The following is a 22,115-nucleotide window of genomic DNA, read 5'->3' on the forward strand; positions in this document are numbered from 1 at the left end:
GCCCAGCCGACTCACGCAGACGCCCAGGATGACCGCTCAGCCGACCCGCAGCAACAGCACCGCCCGCGCCGGAACCGTGATCGCCGCCCCCGCCCGGTGCACCACCCCGGGCGCCTCCTCCTGCGTCTCCCTCGACGTGTCGACGACCACCTCGTACTGCTCGGCCCACGGAGGTCCCGGGAGCACGAAGCTCGCCGGGCGGTCGCCGGCGTGGAGAACGGCGAGGAAACTGTCGTCGAGGATCGGGTCACCGCGCTCGTCGCGGCCCGGAATGTCCCGCCCGGACAGATACATGCCGAGCGTGGCGGCGGGCGCGTACCAGTCCCGTTCCGTCATCTCGGTGCCGCGCGCGGTGAACCAGGCCAGGTCGCGCAGACCGTCCGCGGAGTGCGCCCGCCCCGAGAAGAAGGCCCGGCGGCGCAGCACCGGGTGCCGGTGCCGCAGCTCGATGAGGCGGGCCGTGAGGTCGAACAGGGCCTTCCAGCCGGGCTCGTCCAGCAGCGTCCAGTCCAGCCAGCCGATCTCGTTGTCCTGGCAGTACGCGTTGTTGTTGCCGCGCTGGGTGCGCCCCAGTTCGTCGCCGGCCACCAGCATCGGTACGCCCGTCGACAGCAGCAGTGTGGTCAGCAGGTTCCTGAGCTGCCGTCGCCGCAGCCCCCGTACCCGCTCGTCGGGCGTCTCGCCCTCCGCCCCGCAGTTCCACGACCGGTTGTCGTTCGAACCGTCCCGGTTGCCCTCGCCGTTGGCCTCGTTGTGCTTGCGTTCGTACGACACCAGGTCGCGCAGGGTGAAACCGTCGTGCGCGGTGATGAAGTTGACCGACGCGTACGGCCGGCGGCCGCCCCACGCGTACAGGTCGCTCGACCCCGACAGCCGGTATCCCAGGTCCCGTACGTCCGGCAGCGCGCCCCGCCAGAAGTCCCTCACGGCATTGCGGTACCGGTCGTTCCACTCCGTCCACAGCGGCGGGAAGGACCCCACCTGATACCCCCCGGACCCCACGTCCCACGGCTCCGCGATCAGCTTCACCCGCCGCAGCACCGGGTCCTGCGCGATGACCGCGAGGAACGGCGACAGCATGTCGACGTCGTGCATGGAGCGGGCGAGCGCGGCGGCCAGGTCGAAGCGGAAGCCGTCGACGCCCATCTCCGTCACCCAGTAGCGCAGGGAGTCGGTGATGAGGCGCAGCACGTGCGGCTGGACGACGTGCAGGGTGTTGCCGCAGCCCGTGTAGTCGGCGTAGCGCCGCGCGTCCGACTGGAGGCGGTAGTAGCCCCGGTTGTCGATGCCCTTCAGGGAGAGCGTCGGGCCCAACTCGCCCGCCTCCGCGGTGTGGTTGTAGACCACGTCGAGGATGACCTCGATGCCGGCCGCGTGCAGGGCGCGGACCATCCGCTTGAACTCGCCGACCTGCTGACCCGTCGTACCGGACGCGGCGTACGCGGCGTGCGGGGCGAAGTAGCCGATGGAGTTGTAGCCCCAGTAGTTCTTCAGGCCGCGGCGCAGGAGGTGGTCCTCGTGCGCGAACTGGTGGACGGGGAGCAGCTCGACGGCCGTGACGCCCAGTCGGACGAGGTGCTCGACGGCGGCGGGGTGCGCGAGACCGGCGTAGGTGCCCCGCAACTCCTCCGGAATCCCTGGATGCAGCCTGGTGAATCCCCTGACGTGCAGCTCGTAGATGACCGAGTCCGCCCAAGGGGTCTTCGGACGGCGGTCGTCGGCCCAGTCGTCGTCATCGTGGACCACGACACCCTTGGGGACGTACGGCGCCGAGTCCCGGTCGTCGCGAACGGTGTCCGCGACCTGCTGCTGCGGCCAGTCGCGCACGTGCCCGTACACCTCCGGCGGCAGGCTGAAGTCGCCGTCCACCGCGCGCGCGTACGGATCGAGAAGCAGCTTCGCCGGGTTCCAGCGGCCGCCGGTCCACGGGTCCCAGCGGCCGTGCACCCGGTAGCCGTACCGCTGCCCGGGCATCACACCCGGCACGAAGCCGTGCCAGATCTCGTGCGTGAGTTCGGTGAGACGCGCGCGGGTCTCCTTGCCGGCCTCGTCGAACAGGCACAGTTCCACCGCCTCCGCCCCGCCCGCCCACAGCGCGAAGTTGGTGCCCGCGACGCCGTCCGGACCGACCCGGAACCTGGCCCCGAGCGGCATCGGCGCACCCGGCCGCACGGGCGGGCCCGGCACCTTGCGGGGCGCGCCGTTGACCACGGCGGCCGGACGCTCGCCCTCCTCGGCGCGCCCCTCGGCCACCGCCTCCTGCTCGGCTGCGCTGGACACCAGACCGCCTCCCACGGCTCGCGGAACGACCTTGAAGCAGCCCACGGCGTCCCGGCCGCGGCTCCCCTTTCGTCGTCCTCCCCACTGTTCTGCCCAGAGCATGGCTCGCACTCACGTTTCCCCGAGGCGGGCCTGTCGTTGGGAAGCTCGTGAGGCATGGACAAGGGCGCGCACGGCGCGCGGGGGCCGCGCTGGCCGCCGTACTGACATGGGCAGGGCTGCTGGCCGGAGCCGCCGGCTGCACTTCGAACCCGGCGGACCGGAGCGACATCGGTGAGGCATTCGGCAAGGCCCCGGCACCCGAGGACGTCATCCGGATCTCCCCGGACGACCGCAGCAAGGGCGTCCGCCCCGGCCGCCCGCTCCAGGTACGGGTGGCCGGCGGCCGCCTGGAGTCGGTGAAGGTCGTCAAGTCCCAGGACGCGCAGGACTCCGAGGTGCCCGGCCGTGTCTCCGAGGACGGCCTGCGCTGGGAGCCGGACGAGTCCCGGCTCGCGCTGGCCGCCAAGTACACGGTCGACGCGGTGGCCCTGGACGGCCACGGCCGCCGGTCCGCACGGCACACGACGTTCACCACGTTCGTCCCCGACGAGCGCTTCATCGGCTACGTCACCCCGGAGAACCGCTCCACGGTCGGCACCGGAATGATCGTCTCCCTGGAGTTCAACCGGGAGATCGAGCACCGCGCGGCCGTCGAGCGAGCCGTCCACGTCACCGCGCGACCGGCGGTCGAGATCCGCCCGCACTGGTTCGGCAAGGACCGCCTCGACTTCCGCCCCGAGCGGTACTGGAAGCCCGGCACCCAGGTCACCGTCTCCCTCCGGCTCCGTGACGTCGAGGGGGCGCCCGGTGTCTACGGGCTGCAGTACAAGACGTTCTCCTTCACCGTCGGCCGCAGCCAGGTCTCGTTGGTCGACGCAGCCGCCCACACCATGCAGGTTCGGCGGGACGGAGCGCTCCTGGCCACCGTGCCGATCACGGCCGGGGCGCCCAAACACACCACCTACAACGGGAAGATGGTGGTGATGGAGATGCTCGAACTGACCCGGATGAACGGCGCCACGGTCGGCTTCAGGAAGGAGAACGGCAAGGGCGAGTACGACATCCCGGACGTCCCGCACGCCCTGCGCCTCACCGACTCCGGCACCTTCCTGCACGGCAACTACTGGGCGCCGAACGCCCCCGGCCACGTCAACGTCAGCCACGGCTGCGTGGGGCTCATGGACGTCAAGGGCGGCAGCTCCGACACCCCGGCCGGCTGGTTCTTCGACCGCAGCCTCGTCGGGGACGTCATCCAGGTCGTACACAGCAACGACAAAAAGGTCGCTCCTGACAACGGCCTCGGAGGGTGGAATATGAGCTGGAAGGCATGGAGGGCGGGCAGCGCGGCCAAGTAGTCCGAAAGGAGGCGGGGATCGGAGCAGGCGTACGGTCGATGTTGCGACTGAACAGTGACCTTCACCTGACACGATCCCCAAAACCTTGCAGTTAATATGCGCCAATGCGCGCGCGGTACGCGCCGGGGTGCGGGCCTGACCAGGGCCGGCGAGGGGAGAACAACTTGAACGTGCGGCCGATATCGGGGGCGTCGGTTGACGCGCGCGGGCGTGGGGGCAAGGGGCGGCTGGCACTCATATCCGGGGTGCTGCTGCTGGCCGTCACCGCGTGCGGAGGGGGCGGCTCGGGATCCGGATCCGGTTCCGGCGACGGCAAGGGCAAGGGCGCTGACGCGGCGCAGAGCAAGCAGTCGGTGGCCGTCGTCACCATCGCGCCCAAGGACGGCGCGAAGTCCGTCGAGACCAGCGGCGCCCTCAAGGTCGGCGCCGCCAAGGGCAAGTTGACCGAGGTCGAGGTCAAGGACGCCAAGGGCGAGCAGATATCCGGGAAGATCACTGCCGACGGGACCGGCTGGACGCCCTCCAGCCACCTTGCCGCGTCCACCAGGTACACGGTGCACGCGGTGGCGAAGGACTCCGAGGGGCGGGAGGCCGCGGAGGACTCCAGTTTCACCACGCTCACCCCGCAGAACACCTTCATCGGCACCTTCACCCCCGAGGACGGCTCGACCGTCGGCGTCGGGATGCCGTTCTCCGTCCGCTTCACCCGGGGCATCACACACCCCGAGGACGTGGAGAAGGCCATCAGCATCAGGACCGAACCGGCCGTCGACGTCGAGGGGCACTGGTTCGGCAACGACCGCCTCGACTTCCGCCCGGAGAACTACTGGAAGTCCGGTACGAAGGTCACGGTGAGCCTGAACCTCGACGGCGTCGAGGGCCGGCCCGGCGTCTACGGCAAGCAGGACAAGACGGTGAAGTTCACCATCGGCCGCAACCAGGTCTCGGTCGTCGACGCCAAGACCCACATGATGAAGGTCACCCAGGACGGCAAGGTCATCAAGACCATCCCGGTCACCACCGGCAAGCCGGGCTACGACACCTGGAACGGCCAGATGGTCATCAGCGAGAAGCTCCGGGTGACCCGCATGAACAGCGAGACGGTCAACCTCGGCAAGGAGTACGACATCAAGGACGTCCCGGACGCGATGCGGCTGACGGACTCCGGCACCTTCATGCACGGCAACTACTGGGCCGGCGACGCCTTCGGCAACTACAACGCCAGCCACGGCTGCATCGGCCTGCGGGACGTGCGGGGCGGCTACGACCGCGGGCTGCCGGCCGGCTGGATGTACGACCACTCCATCCTCGGCGACGTGGTGATCGTCAAGCACGCCCATGACGAGACCGTCTCCCCGGACAACGGGCTCAACGGCTGGAACATGTCGTGGGAGAAGTGGAAGTCGTAGCCCTACGGCGATGACGTGGTTCTCCGTCGACGACGGCCCCGGTGAGAGGTACCGCACCGGGGCCGTCGCCGTTGGTCCCCGTGCTGTGTCTGCCTGGGGGCAACCCCCCGGACCCCCGGCCGGGTGTGAGCGACCGCACCGGTCCGGTTCCCGTTGGTGCCCGTGCTGTGTCTGCCTGGGGGCAACCCCCGGACCCCCGGCCGGGTGTGAGCGACCGCACCGGTCCGGTCCCCGTTAGTGCCCGTTAACCTGGCCTGCATGACCGTGAATCTCGAAGTCGCCGAAGGCGTCGGCACCATCCGTCTAGACCGTCCGCCCATGAACGCGCTGGACATCGCCACTCAGGACCGGCTCAAGGAGCTGGCCGAGGAGGCGACCCGGCGCGACGACGTACGGGCCGTGATCGTGTACGGCGGGGAGAAGGTGTTCGCGGCGGGCGCGGACATCAAGGAGATGCAGAACATGGACCACGCGGCGATGGTCCTGCGCGCCCGCGCCCTGCAGGACTCGTTCACGGCGGTGGCCCGTATCCCCAAGCCGGTGGTCGCGGCGATCACGGGCTACGCGCTGGGCGGCGGCTGCGAGTTGGCGCTGTGCGCGGACTACCGGATCGCGGCTGAGAACGCCAAGCTGGGCCAGCCGGAGATCCTGCTGGGCCTGATCCCGGGCGCCGGCGGCACCCAGCGGCTGTCGCGGCTGGTCGGCCCGTCGAAGGCGAAGGACCTGATCTTCACCGGCCGGATGGTCAGGGCGGACGAGGCGCTGACGCTGGGGCTGGTGGACCGGGTGGTGCCGGGCGAGGAGGTCTACGCTGCCGCGCACGAGTGGGCGGCGAAGCTGGCACAGGGTCCGGCGATCGCGCTCCGGGCCGCGAAGGAGTCGATCGACACCGGCCTGGAGACGGACCTCGAGACCGGCCTGGCCGTCGAACGGAACTGGTTCGCGGGTCTGTTCGCGACGGAGGACCGTGAGCGCGGGATGCGGAGCTTCGTGGAGGAGGGGCCGGGCAAGGCGAAGTTTGTCTGAGTCCCTCTGAAGTACCTCTGAACCACTTGCAATTGACGCGATGTCTGATCCGGGTCCCTCGATGGGGCGGTTTATGGGAGCCTTAAGGCAACCTTAAGTCTGCCTTGTCGAGGGAGGCTGTCGATTGCCTCCAGGAGAGCCTTCACCGCAGGTCGGGCGGGCCGTGGAAGCCCCTGAACTGCCTGTGGCATATGTCGGACGACCTATTCGGAACGACGTATTCCGGGGGGCGTATTCCTCAGGAACGGCCCCGGAGGGCGCTCTGGGCGGCCATGATGGGGGCATGGCGGGGCTGGAGGGCATCGAACAGCCGCGGGGACACGGCCGTGCGACGGCGGCGCGCTGGTCGCCCGCGGTCGAGGACGAACGGGCGCTCAAGGCGCTCGAGTTGTTCGGCAACCCGACCGAGGCCGAGGTCCCGCTGCCGTCCCGCCCGGAGTCCGCCGCCACCGCCCGCCGGCTCACCCAGGTCGTGGTCCTGCGCCAGTGGGGCCTCACTCCCAAGATGACGGAAGACGCCGTCCTGCTCGTCTCCGAACTCGTCGGCAACGCGGTCCGCCACACCGGCGCCCGTGTCTTCGGCCTCCGGATGCGCCGCCGCCGGGGCTGGATACGCATCGAGGTCCGCGACCCCTCCCGGGGCCTGCCCTGTCTGATGCCGGTCCAGGAGACGGACATCAGCGGCCGGGGCCTGTTCCTGGTCGACAAGCTCTCCGACCGCTGGGGCGTCGACCTCCTGCCGCGCGGCAAGACGACCTGGTTCGAGATGCGGGTCGCTGACCGCTAGGCCGATTCGTGTTCGGTGCGCGTGAGTGGGGGTTGCCGTCCCTGGAGGCTGCGCCCCCCAGACCCCCGTCGGCCTGACGGCCTTGTCCTCGGACGCCGGACGGGCTGAAGCGGGCCGAGGTGGGACGAAGTGAGCTGAAGTCGGCTGAATTTCTTCTACCGCGACCCGAAGAATGTCCCCTGATCGGGTCAATCAGCCCTTTTCTTACCCTTCCCCTCTTAAATGGTGCGGTGACCTCGACCGACCGCCGGACGGCGCTCCGCACGGGCGCCGGCCTTCTCGCCGCAGGCGCCCTCGCCGCAGGATGCGCCCCGAACGGCGCCGTCGTGCACCCCACTTCACCGGCGCACCCGTCGTCCCCTCCGCCCTCCACACCATCCGCCGCCCCCACCCCCCGCAGCTATCCCGGGCAACCGGCCCAGCTCACCCACGGCCCCCGCACCCACCCGCGGGTCGCCCTGACCTTCCACGGCCAGGGCGACCCCGCCATCGCCCACTCCCTCCTCGGCGAGGCCGAGAAGCACGGCGCCCACCTCACCGTCCTGGCCGTCGGCAGCTGGCTCGACCAGTACCCGGACATGGCCCGCCGCATCCTGGACGGCGGCCACGACCTCGGCAACCACACCCAGCGCCACCTGGCCGTCAACGCCATGTCCGAGGCCGAGGCCCGCGGCGAGATCACCGCCTGCGCCGACCGCCTGGGCCGTCTCACCGGCTCCATCGGCACCTGGTTCCGCCCCTCCCGCGCACCGCTCGCGTCCCCGCTGGTCCTGCGTCTGGCACGCAGCGCCGGCTATCCGCACGTCCTCTCGTACGACGTCGACTCCCTCGACTACACCCGGCCCGGCGCCGACGCCGTCCGGCGCAAGGTCCTCGACGAGGTCCGCAACGGATCCGTGGTCAGCATGCATTTCGGGTATCCGGACACGGTCGCTGCCCTCCCCGCCGTACTGGAAGAACTCGCCCGCCGCGGTCTGACCGCGGTGACCACCACGGAGCTGTTCAGCTGATGAACCCCACCCGGCTCACCCGCGCCCTGATCGCCACCGCCGCCCTCGCCTCGCTCACCACCCTCGCCGCCTGCACCGGCGCCCCGCACCACGAGGACGAGGCCCTCGGCAAGAAGGCCGCCGTCGCCCCCGCGAAGAAGAAGGCGGCCGTCCAGGGCCTGCCCGGCATGCCGCCCGTCCTCGACCCGCACGACGTGTACGCGGCCGACCGCCCGAACCGGCTCTCCCCGGTGGTGAAGGACTTCCCGTCCCGCGTCTACGTCCCCAACACCAACTCCAACACGGTCTCCGTCATCGACCCGAGGACTTACAAGGTCATCGAGACGATCCCGGTCGGCGTCCAGCCCCAGCACGTCGTCCCCTCCTGGGACATGAAGACGCTGTGGGTCAACAACGACCGGGGCAACACCCTCACCCCCATCGACCCGAGGACGGGGAAGGCCGGCAAGGCCGTCGACGTGCACGACCCGTACAACCTGTACTTCACGCCGAACGGCAGGTACGCGATCGTGATGGCCTCCCTCGACCGCGAGCTCGTCTTCCGCGACGCGCACACCATGAAGGTCGAGAAGACCGTCCCGGTCAGCTGCTACGGCGTCAACCACGCCGACTTCTCCGTCGACGGCCGCTACTTCATCGTCTCCTGCGAGTTCAGCGGTGAGCTGCTCAAGGTCGACACGGAGAAGATGCAGGTGATCGGGCAGGAGAAGCTGCCGTTCCACGGCGCGATGCCGCAGGACGTCAAGATCTCGCCCGACGGCAAGAGGTTCTACATCGCCGACATGATGGCCGACGGGGTGTGGATCCTGGACGGCGACAAGTTCACCAGGCCCACCCTGCTGCCCACCGGCAAGGGCGCCCACGGCCTCTACGTCAGCCGCGACTCCCGCGAGATGTACATCTCCAACCGGGGCGAGGGCACCATCTCCATCTTCGACTTCACGCAGAACAGGCTCACCAAGAAGTGGCACCTGCCGGACGGCGGCAGCCCCGACATGGGCGGTGTCTCGGCGGACGGCAAGATCCTGTGGCTGTCGGGGCGTTACAACGCCGAGGTGTACGCCATCGACACCCGCACCGGCACCCAGCTCGCCCGCATCAAGGTCGGCAGCGGCCCGCACGGCCTGGCGGTGTACCCGCAGCCGGGCCGCTACTCTCTCGGTCACACGGGCATCTTCCGCTGAAACACGGTGAGTTGGGAAACCCGGGACACGCCGCCGAACGGGTGACGACGCGCATTCCGCCGCCGCGGGACGGGGATCTTGCACCACATGATCACAACTCGCCTGCGGCGGTGGGCCGCTGCCGTCGTCCTGTCCCTCGCGGCGGTCTTCGCGACGACGGCCGCGGCCGTCCCCGCCGCCACCTCCGCGAAGGCCGCCGCTCCTGCCTGTCCCCAGTTCGACGACCCGATCAGGGCCGCCGTCGACCGCCGCGTCGACGTCGACCGCATCACGCCAAAGCCGGTATGGCGCAAGACCTGCGGCACGCTCTACCGCAGCGACAGCCGCGGCCCCGCGACCGTCTTCGAGCAGGGCTTCCATCCCAGGGACATCAACGGCCAGTACGACATCGAGCAGTACGTCCTGGTCAACCAGCCCTCCCCGTACGTGTCGACGACGTACGACCACGACCTCTACAAGACCTGGTACAAGTCGGGCTACAACTACTACATCGACGCTCCCGGCGGCGTCGACGTCAACAAGACCATCGGCGACACCCACAAATGGGCCGACCAGGTCGAGGTGGCCTTCCCCGGCGGCATCGCGCGGCAGTACATCATCGGCGTCTGCCCGGTCGACAGGAAGACCAAGACCGAGATCATGGACGACTGCCGGAGCAACCCGTACTACGAGCCGTGGCACTGACCTCCGGTCGGGCGATGAACAGCGCCTCCGCGCCCACGGGCCGGTAGCCCGCCGCCTGGAACGTCCGCATGCTGCGGGCGTTCCCCGGCGCGACCTGCGCCCACAGCGGCTCCGTGGCGAGATGGCGGGCCGCCGTCACCAGAGCCCGGCCCAGTCCCCGGTGCCGTACCCCTCCGTCGACCTCGACGGAGACCTCCAGCCGCCCGGCGATCCCGCGTCCCAGCACCAGCACACCGCCGTCCGTCTCAAAGGCGCGCACGTCGTCGCGCCGCCGGCGGGCGTACACGATCCGCGGATGACCGCCGTCCTCGATCTCGGTCAGCGTGAGCGGCGGTCCGCCCGACAGCGGGGAGCCGACCAGCATCGCGTCGATGGTCTCGGACGTACGGCCCGTGCGCCCGATGAAGGCCGCCAGGAACAGTGGGTTCATCGTCGCCGCGAGCGCGTCGCAGCGCACGGCGGCCAGAGTGTCGTGCACCCAGCGTGGGTCCTCGTCCGTGAAGACGACCGAGTGGGCGGTGAAGGAGAACACGCCCGCGTCCCGGTCGCAGGCCTGCGGGACCACCGTCGTACGGCCGTCCGCGGGCGGGAAGACACCGCGCGCGGCCGCGTCGAGAACGTCCCGCAGACTCTCCATCACCGCGCTCCTTGAGTCTCCACCCACTGGAGGGCCCAGACTCGCAGACATGATCGATGACGGCACCGGACTTTTCACCATCGGCGAGCTGGCGCGGTCCACCGGACTGACCGTGCGCACCATCCGTTACTGGTCCGATGAAGGAGTCCTCACGCCGGTGACCCGGTCCCCAGGCGGCTACCGGCTCTACGACGCCGCGTCCGCCGCCCGTCTGGAGCTGATCCGCACGCTGCGTGAGCTGGGCCTCGGCCTGGACGACGTGCGCAGGGTGCTGGACGGGGAGCGGACGGTCGCGGAGGTCGCGGCGGCGCACGTGGTGGCGCTGGACGCGCAGATCCGCTCACTGAAGGTGACCCGTGCGGTGCTGTCGACCGTGGCGCGACGCGGTTCGAGTGCGGAGGAGATGACCCTGATGAACAATCTGGCGCGGCTGTCGGCGGCCGAGCGGGCCCGTATCGTCGAGGACTTCACGACGGAGATCTTCGCAGGGCTCGACACGGCCGATCCCGACATCCGAAAGCGCATGCGGTTCGCCCCGGCGGACCTGCCGGACGAGCCGACACCCGAGCAGGTGGACGCCTGGGTGGAGCTCGCCGAGATGATGCAGGACCCCGGGTTCCGGGCCCTGATGCGCAGGATGGTCGAGTTCAACGCGGCGGACCGCGGCCCGGACGTGCCCGCGGGCACGTCGCTGTGGTTCATGAGCCGCCTGGTGCAGCTCGCGGGGGAGGCGTTGAAGCGGGGCGTCGCCCCCGAGGCGCCGGAGGCCGAGGAACTCCTGCGCGGGCTGCTCGGCGACGCGGACCCGGCGGAGGTGCTGAAGCGGATGGAGGCGGGCTCCAACGTCCGTGTGGCCCGGTACCGCCAGTTGTGGGCCGTAGTGAAGGGGCTCGGCCCGCAGGCGGCGTACGAGCCGGAGTTCGCCTGGGTGGTCGCCGCACTGAAGGCCCGCGTGGCCAGCTAATCTGACCTGCGTCAGTACGACGGCAAGACACGCAGTCACGGAGAAAAGGGGCGGATCGGTGGCCGACATCGAAGCAGCACGCAAGGAGTTCCAGCGGATCGACACCGACGGCGACGGGTTCATCACCGCCGCCGAGTTCAAGACCGCTCTCGCCCAGGGGGGCGACTGGAACGTCACCGAGTCGGTCGCCGCGGTGATCATCAAGAGCCGTGACCTGAACGGCGACAAGGTGCTGTCGTTCGACGAGTTCTGGGCGTACCTGAACAAGTGACCTGAGCGGCAGGGGGGCGTCCTGTGGGGCGCCCCCTTCTTCATGCCGGCCGGCCCCTCACCCGTTCGCCGCAGCCGCGGAATAGGGCGCCGATCTCCGGGGTTGACGCGATCCAGACGTATGCACGTGCATCAATCATGGAAGGGCCAGTCATGAAGATCGGCATCATCGGCGCGGGCAACATCGGCGGCAACCTCACCCGGCGGCTCACCGCTCTCGGCCACGACGTCTCCGTCGCCAACTCCCGCGGTCCCCAGACGCTCACCGCACTGGCCGAGGAGACCGGCGCGACCCCGGTACCCGTGGAAGAGGCGGCGCGTGGCGCGGAGGTCGTGGTGGTCACGATCCCCCTCAAGGCGATCCCGAACCTGCCGGCGGGCATCCTGGACGGTGCGGCGGAGAACGTCGCCGTGATCGACACCGGCAACTACTACCCGCAGCAGCGGGACGGCCGGATCGCGGCGATCGAGGACGAGGGCCTCACGGAGAGCGCCTGGACGGCCCGGCAGATCGGCCACACCGTCGTCAAGGCGTTCAACGGCACCTTCGCCCAGGACATCCTGGAGCGCCCGCGCCCGGCGGGCGACCCCGACCGCCAGGCGGTCCCGGTCGCGGGCGACGACGAGGCCGCGAAGCGCGTGGTCAGGAACCTGATCGACGAACTCGGCTTCGACACGGTCGACGCGGGCACCCTCGCCGACTCCTGGCGCCAGCAGCCGGGCACTCCGGTGTACGGGCTGCGGGAGGGCGTGGCCGGGGTGAGCAAGGCACTGGCGGAGGCGCCCCGGGAGCGCCCGGCGGACTTCCGGGCGTAGCGGCCCCCGGTTCAGACGATCTCCAGGGGCACGTGCGGCCCGTCCGGCAGTTCGACCTTGACCGGGTCCCCGGGCCGCACGGCGCCCCCGCGCACGACCACGCTCATGATTCCGCCCCTGAGCCGCAGTGAGCCGTCGGCATTGCGTCCCACGACCTGCTTCAGCAGTCCGTCCTGGAAGTTGTCGATCTGCGGACACGGATTCCGCAGTCCGGTCACCTCGACGACAGCCTCGTCCCCGAGCCGCAGCAGCGTGCCGACGGGCAGGCTCAGCAGATCGAGCCCGCGGGTCGTGACGTTCTCCCCGAGCTGTCCGGCCGCGACCTCGAACCCGGCCCCCCGGACCTCCTCGAACAACTCCTCGTGGATGAGGTGCACCTGGCGCAGATTCGGCTGCGAAGGGTCGCGGGCCACCCGCGACCGGTGCTTCACGGTCACACCGGCATGCACGTCCCCCTCCACTCCGAGCCCTTCGAGCCCTTCGAGCAAGGTGATGCTCTCCCGGTTCGGCTTGGTGAACGAGTACACCCCGTTACTGCTGACCGCACTGACGACCCCGCCCATGTCAGCCCCCCTGGGCCCATTCCTTCAGTGCTTCCTTGCTCGCGAAGTTCGCGACGTCCTTGTCATGCGGTTCGCTGGTGTACTGGTGGAAGCGCCACTTCGCCTTGATACGGGGCTTGCCCGCCGTGACGTAGTCGGCGATCCAGAGGCCGTCGCCGGCGTACGACGTGGTGTCGACGTTCAGCCAGAAGTCCTGGTTGGTGTAGAGGATGACCTGGTGGTTCGGCCGCAGCTCCTTGACCTTGCGGATGAACAGGTCCTTCTCCGCGTTGCTCGCATGGGTCCCGGCGCTCGTCCGCTCCCAGTCCACGGCCAGGACGTCGCCCACCTTCGAGGGGGCGCGCTCGACGAAGTACTCGGCCTGGGCCTGGAGATGGCCCGGCCAGAGGAAGTGGTAGAAGCCGACGACGAGGCCGGCGTTGCGGCCGTGTTGCGCCTGGGCGCTGACTCTCGGGTTGATGTACGAACGGCCCTCCGTCGCCTTGATGAAGGCGAAGGAGAGGCCCTCCGTGTCGTACGAGGAGGACTGGTAGGCGCTCACGTCGATACCGCGCAGCATGGAAGAACTCCCTGAAGTGCCGGTGGGGGGACAGCGGTTGATTCATCCCCACCTTTGCACGGGCGATCCGTTCCGGATGTGGAAACGAGGTGGAAACGTCAGCTTCGATCGGCCACGGAAGCCGGCACGGGCTCAGCCTCGTTCGGCGCGGCCGGATTCCTGATCATCCGTTCCAGCAGGAGCAGGAAGGGCACCACGAGCAGGTTCAGTGTGATCAGGAAGATCCAGGGCAGCGCCGCCCCCCGCGTCAGCAGGTAGGCGAACAGGCCGGGGCCGGCCGTCTGCGCGAAGGTGTAGGACAGCTGGTAGACGGCCAGATACCGGCCGCGCAGCTCCTCGGGGGCCAGGGAGACGCTGAGGTTCTCGCGGACGGGGTTGGCCGTGGTCTCGGCGAAGCCGAAGACGATGACGGCGACCAGCAGACCGGCCAGGACCACTCCCCGCGCCGACGCCGCGTGGACGGCTATGAACACCACGTAGGACAGCGCGCTGAGCAGTGCCCCGGCGATGACGACGTGGATCGGACGGCGGTTCTCCAGCAGGCGGGTGACGGAGGTCTGGGTCAGTGCCACCTGGAGGCAGTTGACCATGATGAGCATGCCCGCGATCCAGGCGGGCTGGTGCAGACCGGTGTTGATGTAGACCGCGATCAGCATGCTCAGAATCAGGATGTTGAAGGCGAAGTTGAGGTTGATGCCGACCAGCAGCAGATAGCGCCGGTCGCGCAGCACCGCCCGGTAGCCCCCACCGGCCGCGGTGACCGGCCTCGCGTGCGTTCGTGCCTTGCCCCGCGGTTCGTTGGCGGGACGCCACAGGGCCAGCAGCAGCGCGGCGGCGACATAGCTGGCCGCGTTCGTGACGACCACGGCCCGCAGGCCGGCCGTGCCCGCCCAGTCGATCAGCAGAGCGCCGAGCGCACCGCCGGCGGCCAGCCCCGAGTTGCGCAGCATGTTCATCACCGCGAACCAGCGCGGGCGCCACTCGGGTTGGGTGGCGAGACCGACCAGACCGGTGCTGGAGGTCCAGTACATGGCGAACCCGACCTGGGTGAGCCAGGTCACCAGCACGATGTGCCACGCCTGCTGGCTGGCGAGGAACCCGGCGTAGCCCACGGCGGAGACGACGTTGCCGGCCAGGGCCGTGCGACGGGCCCCGAACCGGTCGATCAGCGGTCCCGCCGCCACCGCGGTGGGCACGGCGAGCAGGCGCGCCAGCGAGATCGCGGCACCGACCTGGGTGAGGGAGAGCGAGGTCGTGCGGGTGAAGTAGATGAGCACGAAGGCGAGGACCAGCCCGTTGCCGAGACTGTCGATGGCCGTGGCGCCGAGCAGCTTTCGATTGCCCGTGAGCGGGGGGAAGCCGAGCCGCCGCTGCAGGAAGCCCGCGGCGGCGGTCGGGGCGGGGGTCTGTCCGGACATGACGAGGGTCTCTCTGCTCAGGTGTTTCAGGGTCAGAAGCCGTATGCCAGCCGGCGGGCGGCGGCGAGGACGCAGGACTCGACCTTCGCGCACACGACGGCGACGATGTCCGGCTCGTCCGCTCGGGGCGTCCGGGCGGGGGCCCAGTTCCGGTGAGCGGCGTGCAGCAGGCCGGACACGGTACCGTCCGGGTCCGGAGCCGGCCGATGGTGGCGGGGGTGGAGCCGGACGCTCCACCGGCCGGCTACGGGAATCAGCAGACCTCGTGCCAACAGCTCCGCCTGCACATGATCGCGCACGGACGGGGCGAGCCGCTCGATCCACTCCTGGACCGAGCCGACCCGCCGCCGGGCGGCGAGCCGGCGCAACACCTCGTCCTGCACCGAGTCGCCCAGCGGACCCGGCCGGTTGATCAGCAGCAGGTCGTGGCGTACGACGACCCGGTCGGCCAGCGCGAGGTCGATCAGCACGGCTCCGGCCAGCGCCAGACCCAGCTCGACGCGCCAGGACGCCGTGCGGCCGCCCGTCGAGGCCGCGACGCACAGCGCGACCTCGTCGGCCAGTGATGTCCTCACGTCGGGACGCGGAAGGACGCCCACTCCTCCGGCAGGTCCTCCTCGTAGAAGATCGCCTCCACCGGGCAGACCGGTTCGCACGCCCCGCAGTCCACACATTCCTCGGGCTGGATGTACATCGAGGAGGCGCCCTCGACGATGCAGTCGACGGGACACTCGTCGAGGCACGCCTTGTCCTTCACGTCGACGCAGGGTGCCGCGATCACATACGTCACGACGGCGTCCCCTCCTCGGTCGGATAGCCGCCCCGCTTCCAGTACTCGAACCCGCCGATCATCTCCTTCACCTTGAAGCCGAGCGCCGACAGCTTGGCCGCGGCGCGGGTGCCTCCGTTGCAGGAGGGGCCCCAGCCGTAGGTGACATAGAGGGGTTCGGGGGCGAGTTCCTTCACCGTCTCGTGGGAGATGTCCTGGTGGGGCAGGCTGACGGCACCCCGGACGTGCTCGGTGGCGTAGGCGGCGGTGCGCCGTACGTCGAGGACCACCAGGCCGCTGACGCCCTCTTCGAGGTCGTGGTGGACATCGAACGGGTCGGTCTCGCAGGCGAGCCGGAATCCCTGGAAGTACGCGTAGGCGTTCTCGGGCGAGGCGGGCCGGACCCCGAGGACCCGGCTCGGCTCGGCGTACCGGATGGGCCGGTACTCGGCCAGGCGCCGGAAGTCGCGGTAGGCGGCCTCGTAGTCCTTGTTCGACACCAGGAAGGTACCGCCGTTGGCGAGCAGGGAGTTGCTGCTCTCGATCTCCTCGCCGACCTCGACCTTCCAGGTCATCTCGACGTCGCTCTCCAGATCGGGGCCGATCAGCTCCTTGACCACCCCCTGCTTCTTGGGGACCACGCCGTCGAAGCAGTAGATCTGTTCGCCGTCGTAGGGACGGCTCTTGACACCGGACTCGATCTCGAAGGCGAGGTTGACGAAGGCGATGCCGTAGTTGCGCTGCATGGCGGCGAGGCCCGCCATGCCCTTGAACCGGGCGCCGACCTCCAGGAAGACGAGCTCGTCGTCCCGGGTGTGGAAGAGTTCCAGGTGGGAACCGCCGTCGGGACGGCCCAGCGCGTCCAGGGCGCGGTCCGCGAAGGCGACCATGCGGGCGACCCGGGGGTCGGTGTCGATCAGGTTGATGTCGGCGTTGACCTTGCCGCCCGGCACCTCCAGCGAGTTGACCAGGTACTCGGTGACGCCACCGAAGACCGTCCGGCCCGCCTCCGAGACGATGTTGACGCTGTACATCGTCCCTTCGACGAACTCCTCGTACTCATAGGCCCGGCCGAAGTCGGAGGGCAGGGCGTCGAACTCGTCGTAGCCGGTGATCTTGAGGACGCCCTCGGAGGCGGCCGCGTCCGTCGGCTTGAGGATGAACGGCAGGCCCACCTCGGCGACGATGGCCTTGAAGTAGGCCGTCGCGTCCGCCGCATGGCGCTCGGGGTCGAAGAGACCGAAGAGCGGCACGCGTACGTCGGCCTCCAGCAGACGCCGTTTCATCAGGCACTTGTCGCGGAACGGCAGGATGTCGGCCGCACCGGGGCCCCGGAGACCGAAGTGCGTGCGCAGTTCGGCTGCGACCGTCATGTTCTGCTCGTCGTAGCAGTGGACGGTGAGGTCGGCCGGCCCGGTGTCCGTCAGCAGGCCGGCGATCACCTTTCGGGCCGCCTCCGGATCGACGAGCGAGTACAGCATCGGCGTCGGATCGGACAGACCGCAGGGGACGACATGGATCTGGTCGAACCAGTCGTGCTGCGCGACGGTGAGGTTGTCCACGTCGCGGTCGGCGAAGACACCGACGAGACGGACCTCGGACGGGTCGACGAGGAGGTCGTGCCGGAACACGCCGAAGCCTCGGGTGGAGATGACGACGGCGGTCTTCACGCGGCGACCTCGCTCACGCGCTCGGCGTTCAGCTCCACCAGTGCGTCGACCAGCGTGTTCAGGCCCGCCGAGAGGTTGACCTGGCTGACGGTGAGTGGGGGAAGAATCTTCAGGACCTCGTCGCGGCGGCCGCAGGTCTCGATGATCAGACCCTTTTCGAAGCATCGCCGGGACACCGCCGCCGCGGTCACACCGGGCACGCCGGTGAGGTCCAGGGCCCGCATCAGGCCGATGCCGCGGGCGCTTGCGCCGAACGGCTGGGTGATCCGGCGCTCGAGGAAGTCGGTGACGAGATCGGCCTTCGTGCGGATCTGCCGGAGGAAGGCGTCGTCGGCCCAGTAGTGGCGCAGTGCGGCGGTGGCCGCGACGAAGGCCAGCTGGTGGCCGCGGAACGTGCCGTTGTGCTGGCCGGGGCGCCAGATGTCGTACTCCGGTTTGATCAGCACGATCGCCATGGGCAGGCCGTACCCGCTGATCGACTTGGAGAGGGTGACCAGGTCGGGCACGATGCCGGCCCGCTCGAAGGAGAAGAAGGCGCCGGTGCGGCCGCAGCCGGCCTGGATGTCGTCGACGATCAGCAGGATGTCGTGCCGGTCGCACAGCTCACGCAGTTCCTGCAGGAAGGGCACCGGCGCCACCCACACGCCGCCCTCGCCCTGCACCGTCTCCAGCAGGACCGCGGCCGGTTTGTCGACGCCGGAGCTGGGGTCCTCCAGAAGCCGGCGCAGCAGGTCCAGGCTGTCGAACTCGCCCAGCGGGGAGTCCGGGTAGGGGATGTGCGTGACCTGGGGGAGGGTGGCCTCCAGGCCGTCCCGGTAGTAGCCGGAGGAAGTGGCCGCGAGGGAGCCGGTGCTGACGCCGTGGAAGCCGCCGCCGAACGCGATGACGTTGGTGCGGCCGGTGGCCAGCCGGGCCACCTTCAGCGCGGCCTCGACGGCGTTGGTGCCGGACGGGCTGGTGAACTGCACCTTGTAGCCGAGGCCCCGCGGCTCAAGGACGTGGGTCCGCAGGGCTTCGAGGAAGTCCGCCTTGGCCGAGGTCGACAGATCGAGACCGTGGACGAGGCCGTCGGCTCGCAGGTAGTCGATCAGCTCGTCCTTGATCGGGTCCGGGTTGTGGCCGTAGTTGAGGGTTCCGGCACCGGAGAGGAAGTCGATGTACCGGGTGCCGTCCTCTCCGACTAGCAGGTCGCCCTTGGCGTGGGTGAACACCGCGGGGAAGGCGCGCGAGTAGGAGCGCACGGCCGACTCGTCGGTCTCGAAGACCGTGGGCCGCCCCGTGGCGGAGTCGAGGGTGAGTGTGGTCATGAGGGGGTTACCTCCTGGTTTCCGCGATGGCCGGCTCGGCGCCGACGGGGAGTGGGGAGCCGGCCGTGAAGGCGGCTCCGATGTCGGTGCGGTGGCGCATGCCGCGGAACGAGATGCCTTCGATGCGCCGGTACGCGTGCGTTCGCGCCTCGTCGAGGGTGCGGCCGGCGCCGACCACGTGCAGGACCCGGCCCCCGCTGGTGACCGGGTGGCCGTCCGCGTCGGCGCGCAGGTTGGCGTAGAAGAGACGGGTCGGGTCGTGCGGCGACTCTTCGAGGCCCAGCACCGGCCGGCCGGTGGCGAAGGCGCCGAAGGGCCAGCCCGGCGCGGCCGTGGGATCGGCCGGGTCCAGGCAGCCCTGGGTGAGGGCGACGCTGCAGCGCACCAGACCGTCCGTGACGAGCAGGCTGCGGCTCAGGTCCTGACGCAGGACCGCGCGGCACAGCTCGGTGAAGTCACTGTGCACGCCGGGCAGTACCGCCTCCGCCTCGGAGTCGCCGAACCGGGTGTTGATCTCGATCACCTTCAGACCCGAGTCGGTGATCATGGCCCCGATGTAGACGAATCCCGTGTACGACAGTTCCTCCGCGGCCAGCCCGTGCAGGAACGGCTCGACGAGGTCCCGCCGGATCTGCTCCAGCAGGGCCGGCGAGGACTGCGGGTGCGGGGCGAGGGAGCCCATGCCGTCGCAGTTCTTGCCCGCGTCGCCCTCCAGCGTCCGCTTGAAGTCCAGCGCGGTCGGGAAGAGGAGGTAGTCCTCGCCGTCGAGCAGGGCGAAGACGGATATCTCGCGGCCGTAGAGGCGCTCCTCGACGACGAGTTGGAGGTTCTCGCCCTGCGCCGCGGCGAAGGCGTCCACCGCGGCCTCCGCCTCGGCGCTCGTGCCGCACACCACGGCGCCGTCCCCGTCGGGCGTGAGTCCGTCGGTCTTGACGACGCAGGCGTACGGACGGCTCCTGACGTACGCCCTGGCCGCGTCGGCGTCGGTGAACGCGGCGTACTCGGCGGTGGGCAGTCCGTGCTCCGCGCAGAAACGCTTGCCCCGCTCCTTGCTGGCCTCCAGCTGGGCCGCGGCCGCGGACGGGCCGATCACCTTGTGGCCGTGGGCCGACAGCACGTCGGTGTACCCGGCGCACAACGCGTCGACATGGGAGACGAAGACGAACTCCACCGGATGCTCCGCGAGGAACTCCAGCGCGGTCGACGGGTCGTCCACGCGGATCCCGGGCACCGTGACGATGCGGTCGGCGGTCAGGGCGTCGCAGCCGGGACCGTAGTACACGGTCACTGCGGGGTTCGTGCGGACGAACAGGTCGCAGACCGCGTGGCCGCGTCCCGTGCCGTCGATCACCAGTACCTCGGTCACAGTCGTCCCCTCGCTGTAGGTCCTTCGGAGGTGACGACCCCTGTGGTCACCGGTACGGACTCCGTCCACGGCGTGGGCGCCACGTCGGCGGGCAGCCCGGTCTGGTCGCCGCCGACCTGGCCCGCGGCCTGCAGATGGTCGGCGAGCGAGCCCCACACCTCGGTGTAGCGCTCCGGCCGGTTGTCCTGGTCGTCGGCCCTGATCCAGGGCGAGTTGGCCCAGTCGCAGGCGGGCATCACATGGTGCAGGTCGTGCTGGACGGTGTCGCCGACGAGGACGAACATCCGGTACGAGGAGTGCACCACCAGCATCCGGAAGGTCCAGTTGACCCATGCGACCGCCTTGCGGCCGCCCGTGAGGGAGCTCTCCGGCACGGCCTCGCCGCAGAAGCGGCCGAAGGTGAGCAGGTCGCGCTTGTCCCGGCTGAGGCGTTCCTGGTTGCCGAACAGCCACCAGCGGTGCTCGGTCATCGTGTACAGGTAGGTGCACGACTGGAAGAACACCGACGCCGGGACCACCCACAGCACCAGGTACTCCCGCCACCAGCCGGTGAGCGCGACGAAGGCGACCGTGGCGGCGAGGTACACGAGGGACATCGCCAGCCGGTAACGCGGCTGTACACCGACGAAGTTGGACTTGAGGCGGCCGAAGAAGAAGCGGCCGTGGTGGCGGGGCGAGAACAGCGTCGCCCACAGATAGCGGCGGAATTCCGGCCGGGTCATCCCCGGGCGCATCCCGGTCGACAGGAGGTAGCGGGTGTCGCCGTCCTTCATCGAGCAGGGGTAGGCGTGATGGGTGAGGTGCTCCTTGCGGTTCTCGTCGTACGGAGTGCGCCAGAACACCGTCGTGATGAGTTCGCCGACCAGCCGGTTGCTCCACGCCTTCTTGCTGAACATGCGGTGCAGCGTCTGGTGGACCACCACGACGTCCAGACGCCGCATGCCGCCCCCGGTCAGCAGCCAGCCCATCAGCAACAGCACGGGCGACCAGGCGCCGAAGGGGTGCAGCGCGTACGCCCCCAGCGCGATGCCGGCGGCCATCTGCGCCAGGCCCAGCACTCCCGCCTTGGCCGGGCTCCAGGGGATCAGCTGCTTGCCGCCCTTGAGGGGGACGCCGGTGATCCAGGTGAGGTACGGCTGGACGAAGCCGGGCAGGATCCGCATGGACTCCCGGGGCTCGCTCGCGATCACCGGACCGTCCTGGGCGTTCTGCACGTCCTGTGCGCTACTCACCGACACCTCCGAACAGCACGTCGTTGGTCTCGTGGGTGATGTTCTTGGTGAGGTCGGCGGAGTTCGCCCAGGTCATGTTGACGATCGTGCGGGTCGTCTCGCCGCGGATCGGATAGACCCGGTGCATCGTGGTGTCGGTCTTCACCACGTAGGCGTCGCCGGCCTCGAAGGCGTACGACCTGACCTGGCTCTTCAGCAACGCCCCGTGCACGTCCGGGTTCTTCTTGTCCCAGGAGGTGTGCGGCACGGCCTGGACGAAGCCGCCGTCACGGTAGTCCGGGGCCTGCAGCACCAGGATGAAGCCGTAGGTGTAGTCGTCCCAGTGCCAGCCGTGCGTGTCGCCGTTCTTGCCGAGCCGGCTGATCACGTAGTGCTCGCCGGCGTACGGGCAGGTGAACACCTCCTCGCCGACCACCTGGCCCAGCAGCTCCTTGACCGCCGGGGAGAAGTAGGTGGCGTCGATGAGCGGGCCGTGCTCCTTGATGACGGGCTGGCCGACCGTGGTCATCTGGCGGGGGGTGCCGTCGGTGATGTCGAAGCTGAACTTCCGGTCGACGCCGTGCTCGTCCATGATCCCGAACGCCTCCTCCTGGAGGGGGCGGAGCAACTCGGGCGGGCAGAAGCCGCGCAGCGGAACGATGTGCTCCTCCCGGAACTGCCGCTGCATTGCGGTGAGGGTGTCCCCGGTGAAGCGGGTGGCGAAATGCCGTTCGAAGAGGGGCTCGGCCTGCCCCCGTTGGGATTCGGTCCCGGTGGTGACGGTCATG

The 22,115-nt window shown here is 69.7% G+C and carries 21 protein-coding genes and 1 pseudogene; 10 read left to right on the plus strand and 12 right to left on the minus strand.

Going from position 1 to position 22,115, the window contains the following annotated elements:
- Positions 1–36 precede the first annotated feature (36 nt).
- On the minus strand, positions 37–2,280 hold the full coding sequence (gene glgX / locus LJ657_RS45200; RefSeq protein ID WP_232655555.1) for a glycogen debranching protein GlgX: 2,244 nt from the start codon (positions 2,278–2,280) through the stop codon (positions 37–39).
- 149 nt (positions 2,281–2,429) lie between these two features.
- On the opposite strand from glgX, the gene LJ657_RS45205 reads away from it, so the two are divergent.
- The 7 genes from LJ657_RS45205 (at position 2,430) to LJ657_RS45235 (ending at position 9,777) form a co-directional block, all read left to right on the plus strand.
- Entirely contained in the window at positions 2,430–3,677 is a 1,248-nt protein-coding gene (locus LJ657_RS45205; RefSeq protein WP_232655556.1) for a L,D-transpeptidase, read from the plus strand.
- Between the two features lie 164 nt (positions 3,678–3,841).
- Complete coding sequence (locus LJ657_RS45210) at positions 3,842–5,086, plus strand: L,D-transpeptidase (protein WP_232655557.1); 1,245 nt, start codon at positions 3,842–3,844, stop codon at positions 5,084–5,086.
- Positions 5,087–5,344: 258 nt separating this feature from the next.
- A complete protein-coding gene (locus LJ657_RS45215; protein ID WP_232655558.1) occupies positions 5,345–6,112 on the plus strand; it encodes an enoyl-CoA hydratase/isomerase family protein in 768 nt (255 codons plus the stop codon).
- A 283-nt stretch (positions 6,113–6,395) separates the two neighbouring features.
- A complete protein-coding gene (locus LJ657_RS45220; RefSeq protein WP_115905786.1) occupies positions 6,396–6,899 on the plus strand; it encodes an ATP-binding protein in 504 nt (167 codons plus the stop codon).
- A 230-nt stretch (positions 6,900–7,129) separates the two neighbouring features.
- Positions 7,130–7,909: a polysaccharide deacetylase family protein gene (locus tag LJ657_RS45225; RefSeq protein ID WP_232655559.1), complete on the plus strand. Its 780-nt coding sequence runs from the start codon at positions 7,130–7,132 to the stop codon at positions 7,907–7,909.
- A complete protein-coding gene (locus LJ657_RS45230) occupies positions 7,909–9,093 on the plus strand; it encodes a YncE family protein (protein ID WP_232655560.1) in 1,185 nt (394 codons plus the stop codon). Before LJ657_RS45225 ends, LJ657_RS45230 begins: the two co-directional genes overlap by 1 nt.
- An 87-nt stretch (positions 9,094–9,180) precedes the next feature.
- Entirely contained in the window at positions 9,181–9,777 is a 597-nt protein-coding gene (locus tag LJ657_RS45235) for an ADP-ribosyltransferase (protein ID WP_232655561.1), read from the plus strand.
- On the opposite strand, the gene LJ657_RS45240 is transcribed toward LJ657_RS45235, so the two are convergent.
- Positions 9,731–10,414 carry a GNAT family N-acetyltransferase gene (locus LJ657_RS45240; RefSeq protein ID WP_232655562.1) on the minus strand — a complete coding sequence of 228 codons (684 nt, stop codon included), beginning with the start codon at positions 10,412–10,414 and terminating at the stop codon, positions 9,731–9,733. The genes LJ657_RS45235 and LJ657_RS45240 overlap by 47 nt on opposite strands.
- A 49-nt stretch (positions 10,415–10,463) precedes the next feature.
- On the opposite strand from LJ657_RS45240, the gene LJ657_RS45245 reads away from it, so the two are divergent.
- From LJ657_RS45245 to LJ657_RS45255, 3 genes are all read left to right on the plus strand, one after another.
- Positions 10,464–11,378, plus strand: coding sequence for a MerR family transcriptional regulator (locus LJ657_RS45245; protein ID WP_232655563.1), 915 nt, complete (start codon positions 10,464–10,466; stop codon positions 11,376–11,378).
- Positions 11,379–11,436: 58 nt separating this feature from the next.
- Positions 11,437–11,649: an EF-hand domain-containing protein gene (locus tag LJ657_RS45250; RefSeq protein WP_232655564.1), complete on the plus strand. Its 213-nt coding sequence runs from the start codon at positions 11,437–11,439 to the stop codon at positions 11,647–11,649.
- A gap of 152 nt (positions 11,650–11,801) precedes the next feature.
- Positions 11,802–12,464 (plus strand): NADPH-dependent F420 reductase, encoded by a 663-nt coding sequence (locus LJ657_RS45255; protein ID WP_232655565.1) that lies wholly within the window; start codon positions 11,802–11,804, stop codon positions 12,462–12,464.
- Positions 12,465–12,475: 11 nt separating this feature from the next.
- On the opposite strand, the gene LJ657_RS45260 is transcribed toward LJ657_RS45255, so the two are convergent.
- The 10 genes and pseudogenes from LJ657_RS45260 to LJ657_RS45305 form a co-directional block, all read right to left on the minus strand.
- On the minus strand, positions 12,476–13,027 hold the full coding sequence (locus LJ657_RS45260; protein ID WP_232655566.1) for an MOSC domain-containing protein: 552 nt from the start codon (positions 13,025–13,027) through the stop codon (positions 12,476–12,478).
- Position 13,028: 1 nt separating this feature from the next.
- Entirely contained in the window at positions 13,029–13,586 is a 558-nt protein-coding gene (locus LJ657_RS45265) for a GH25 family lysozyme (protein WP_232655567.1), read from the minus strand.
- Positions 13,587–13,684: 98 nt separating this feature from the next.
- Positions 13,685–15,004 carry an MFS transporter gene (locus LJ657_RS45270; protein ID WP_232655568.1) on the minus strand — a complete coding sequence of 440 codons (1,320 nt, stop codon included), beginning with the start codon at positions 15,002–15,004 and terminating at the stop codon, positions 13,685–13,687.
- Positions 15,005–15,036: 32 nt separating this feature from the next.
- Positions 15,037–15,579 (minus strand): GOLPH3/VPS74 family protein, encoded by a 543-nt coding sequence (locus LJ657_RS45275; protein ID WP_232655569.1) that lies wholly within the window; start codon positions 15,577–15,579, stop codon positions 15,037–15,039.
- Positions 15,580–15,590: 11 nt separating this feature from the next.
- Positions 15,591–15,794: pseudogene (gene fdxA / locus LJ657_RS45280) on the minus strand (ferredoxin); the annotation flags it as partial.
- On the minus strand, positions 15,791–17,443 hold the full coding sequence (locus LJ657_RS45285; RefSeq protein WP_232655570.1) for a rhodanese-like domain-containing protein: 1,653 nt from the start codon (positions 17,441–17,443) through the stop codon (positions 15,791–15,793). The gene LJ657_RS45285 and the pseudogene fdxA, both read right to left, overlap by 4 nt.
- Positions 17,440–18,750 (minus strand): diaminobutyrate--2-oxoglutarate transaminase, encoded by a 1,311-nt coding sequence (ectB, locus tag LJ657_RS45290; protein ID WP_232655571.1) that lies wholly within the window; start codon positions 18,748–18,750, stop codon positions 17,440–17,442. Before ectB ends, LJ657_RS45285 begins: the two co-directional genes overlap by 4 nt.
- Before the next feature lie 7 nt (positions 18,751–18,757).
- Positions 18,758–20,116 (minus strand): phosphoribosylamine--glycine ligase, encoded by a 1,359-nt coding sequence (gene purD / locus LJ657_RS45295; RefSeq protein ID WP_232655572.1) that lies wholly within the window; start codon positions 20,114–20,116, stop codon positions 18,758–18,760.
- The gene (locus LJ657_RS45300) at positions 20,113–21,348 is read right to left on the minus strand and encodes a fatty acid desaturase family protein (RefSeq protein ID WP_232655573.1); all 1,236 of its coding nucleotides are present in this window, start codon (positions 21,346–21,348) and stop codon (positions 20,113–20,115) included. Before LJ657_RS45300 ends, purD begins: the two co-directional genes overlap by 4 nt.
- Positions 21,341–22,114, minus strand: a complete 774-nt coding sequence (locus LJ657_RS45305) for a HalD/BesD family halogenase (RefSeq protein WP_232655574.1) — start codon at positions 22,112–22,114, stop codon at positions 21,341–21,343. The genes LJ657_RS45300 and LJ657_RS45305 overlap by 8 nt, the downstream gene beginning before the upstream one ends.
- Position 22,115 lies beyond the last annotated feature (1 nt).

Source organism: Streptomyces guryensis, from assembly GCF_021261325.1.
Classification (GTDB): domain Bacteria; phylum Actinomycetota; class Actinomycetes; order Streptomycetales; family Streptomycetaceae; genus Streptomyces; species Streptomyces guryensis.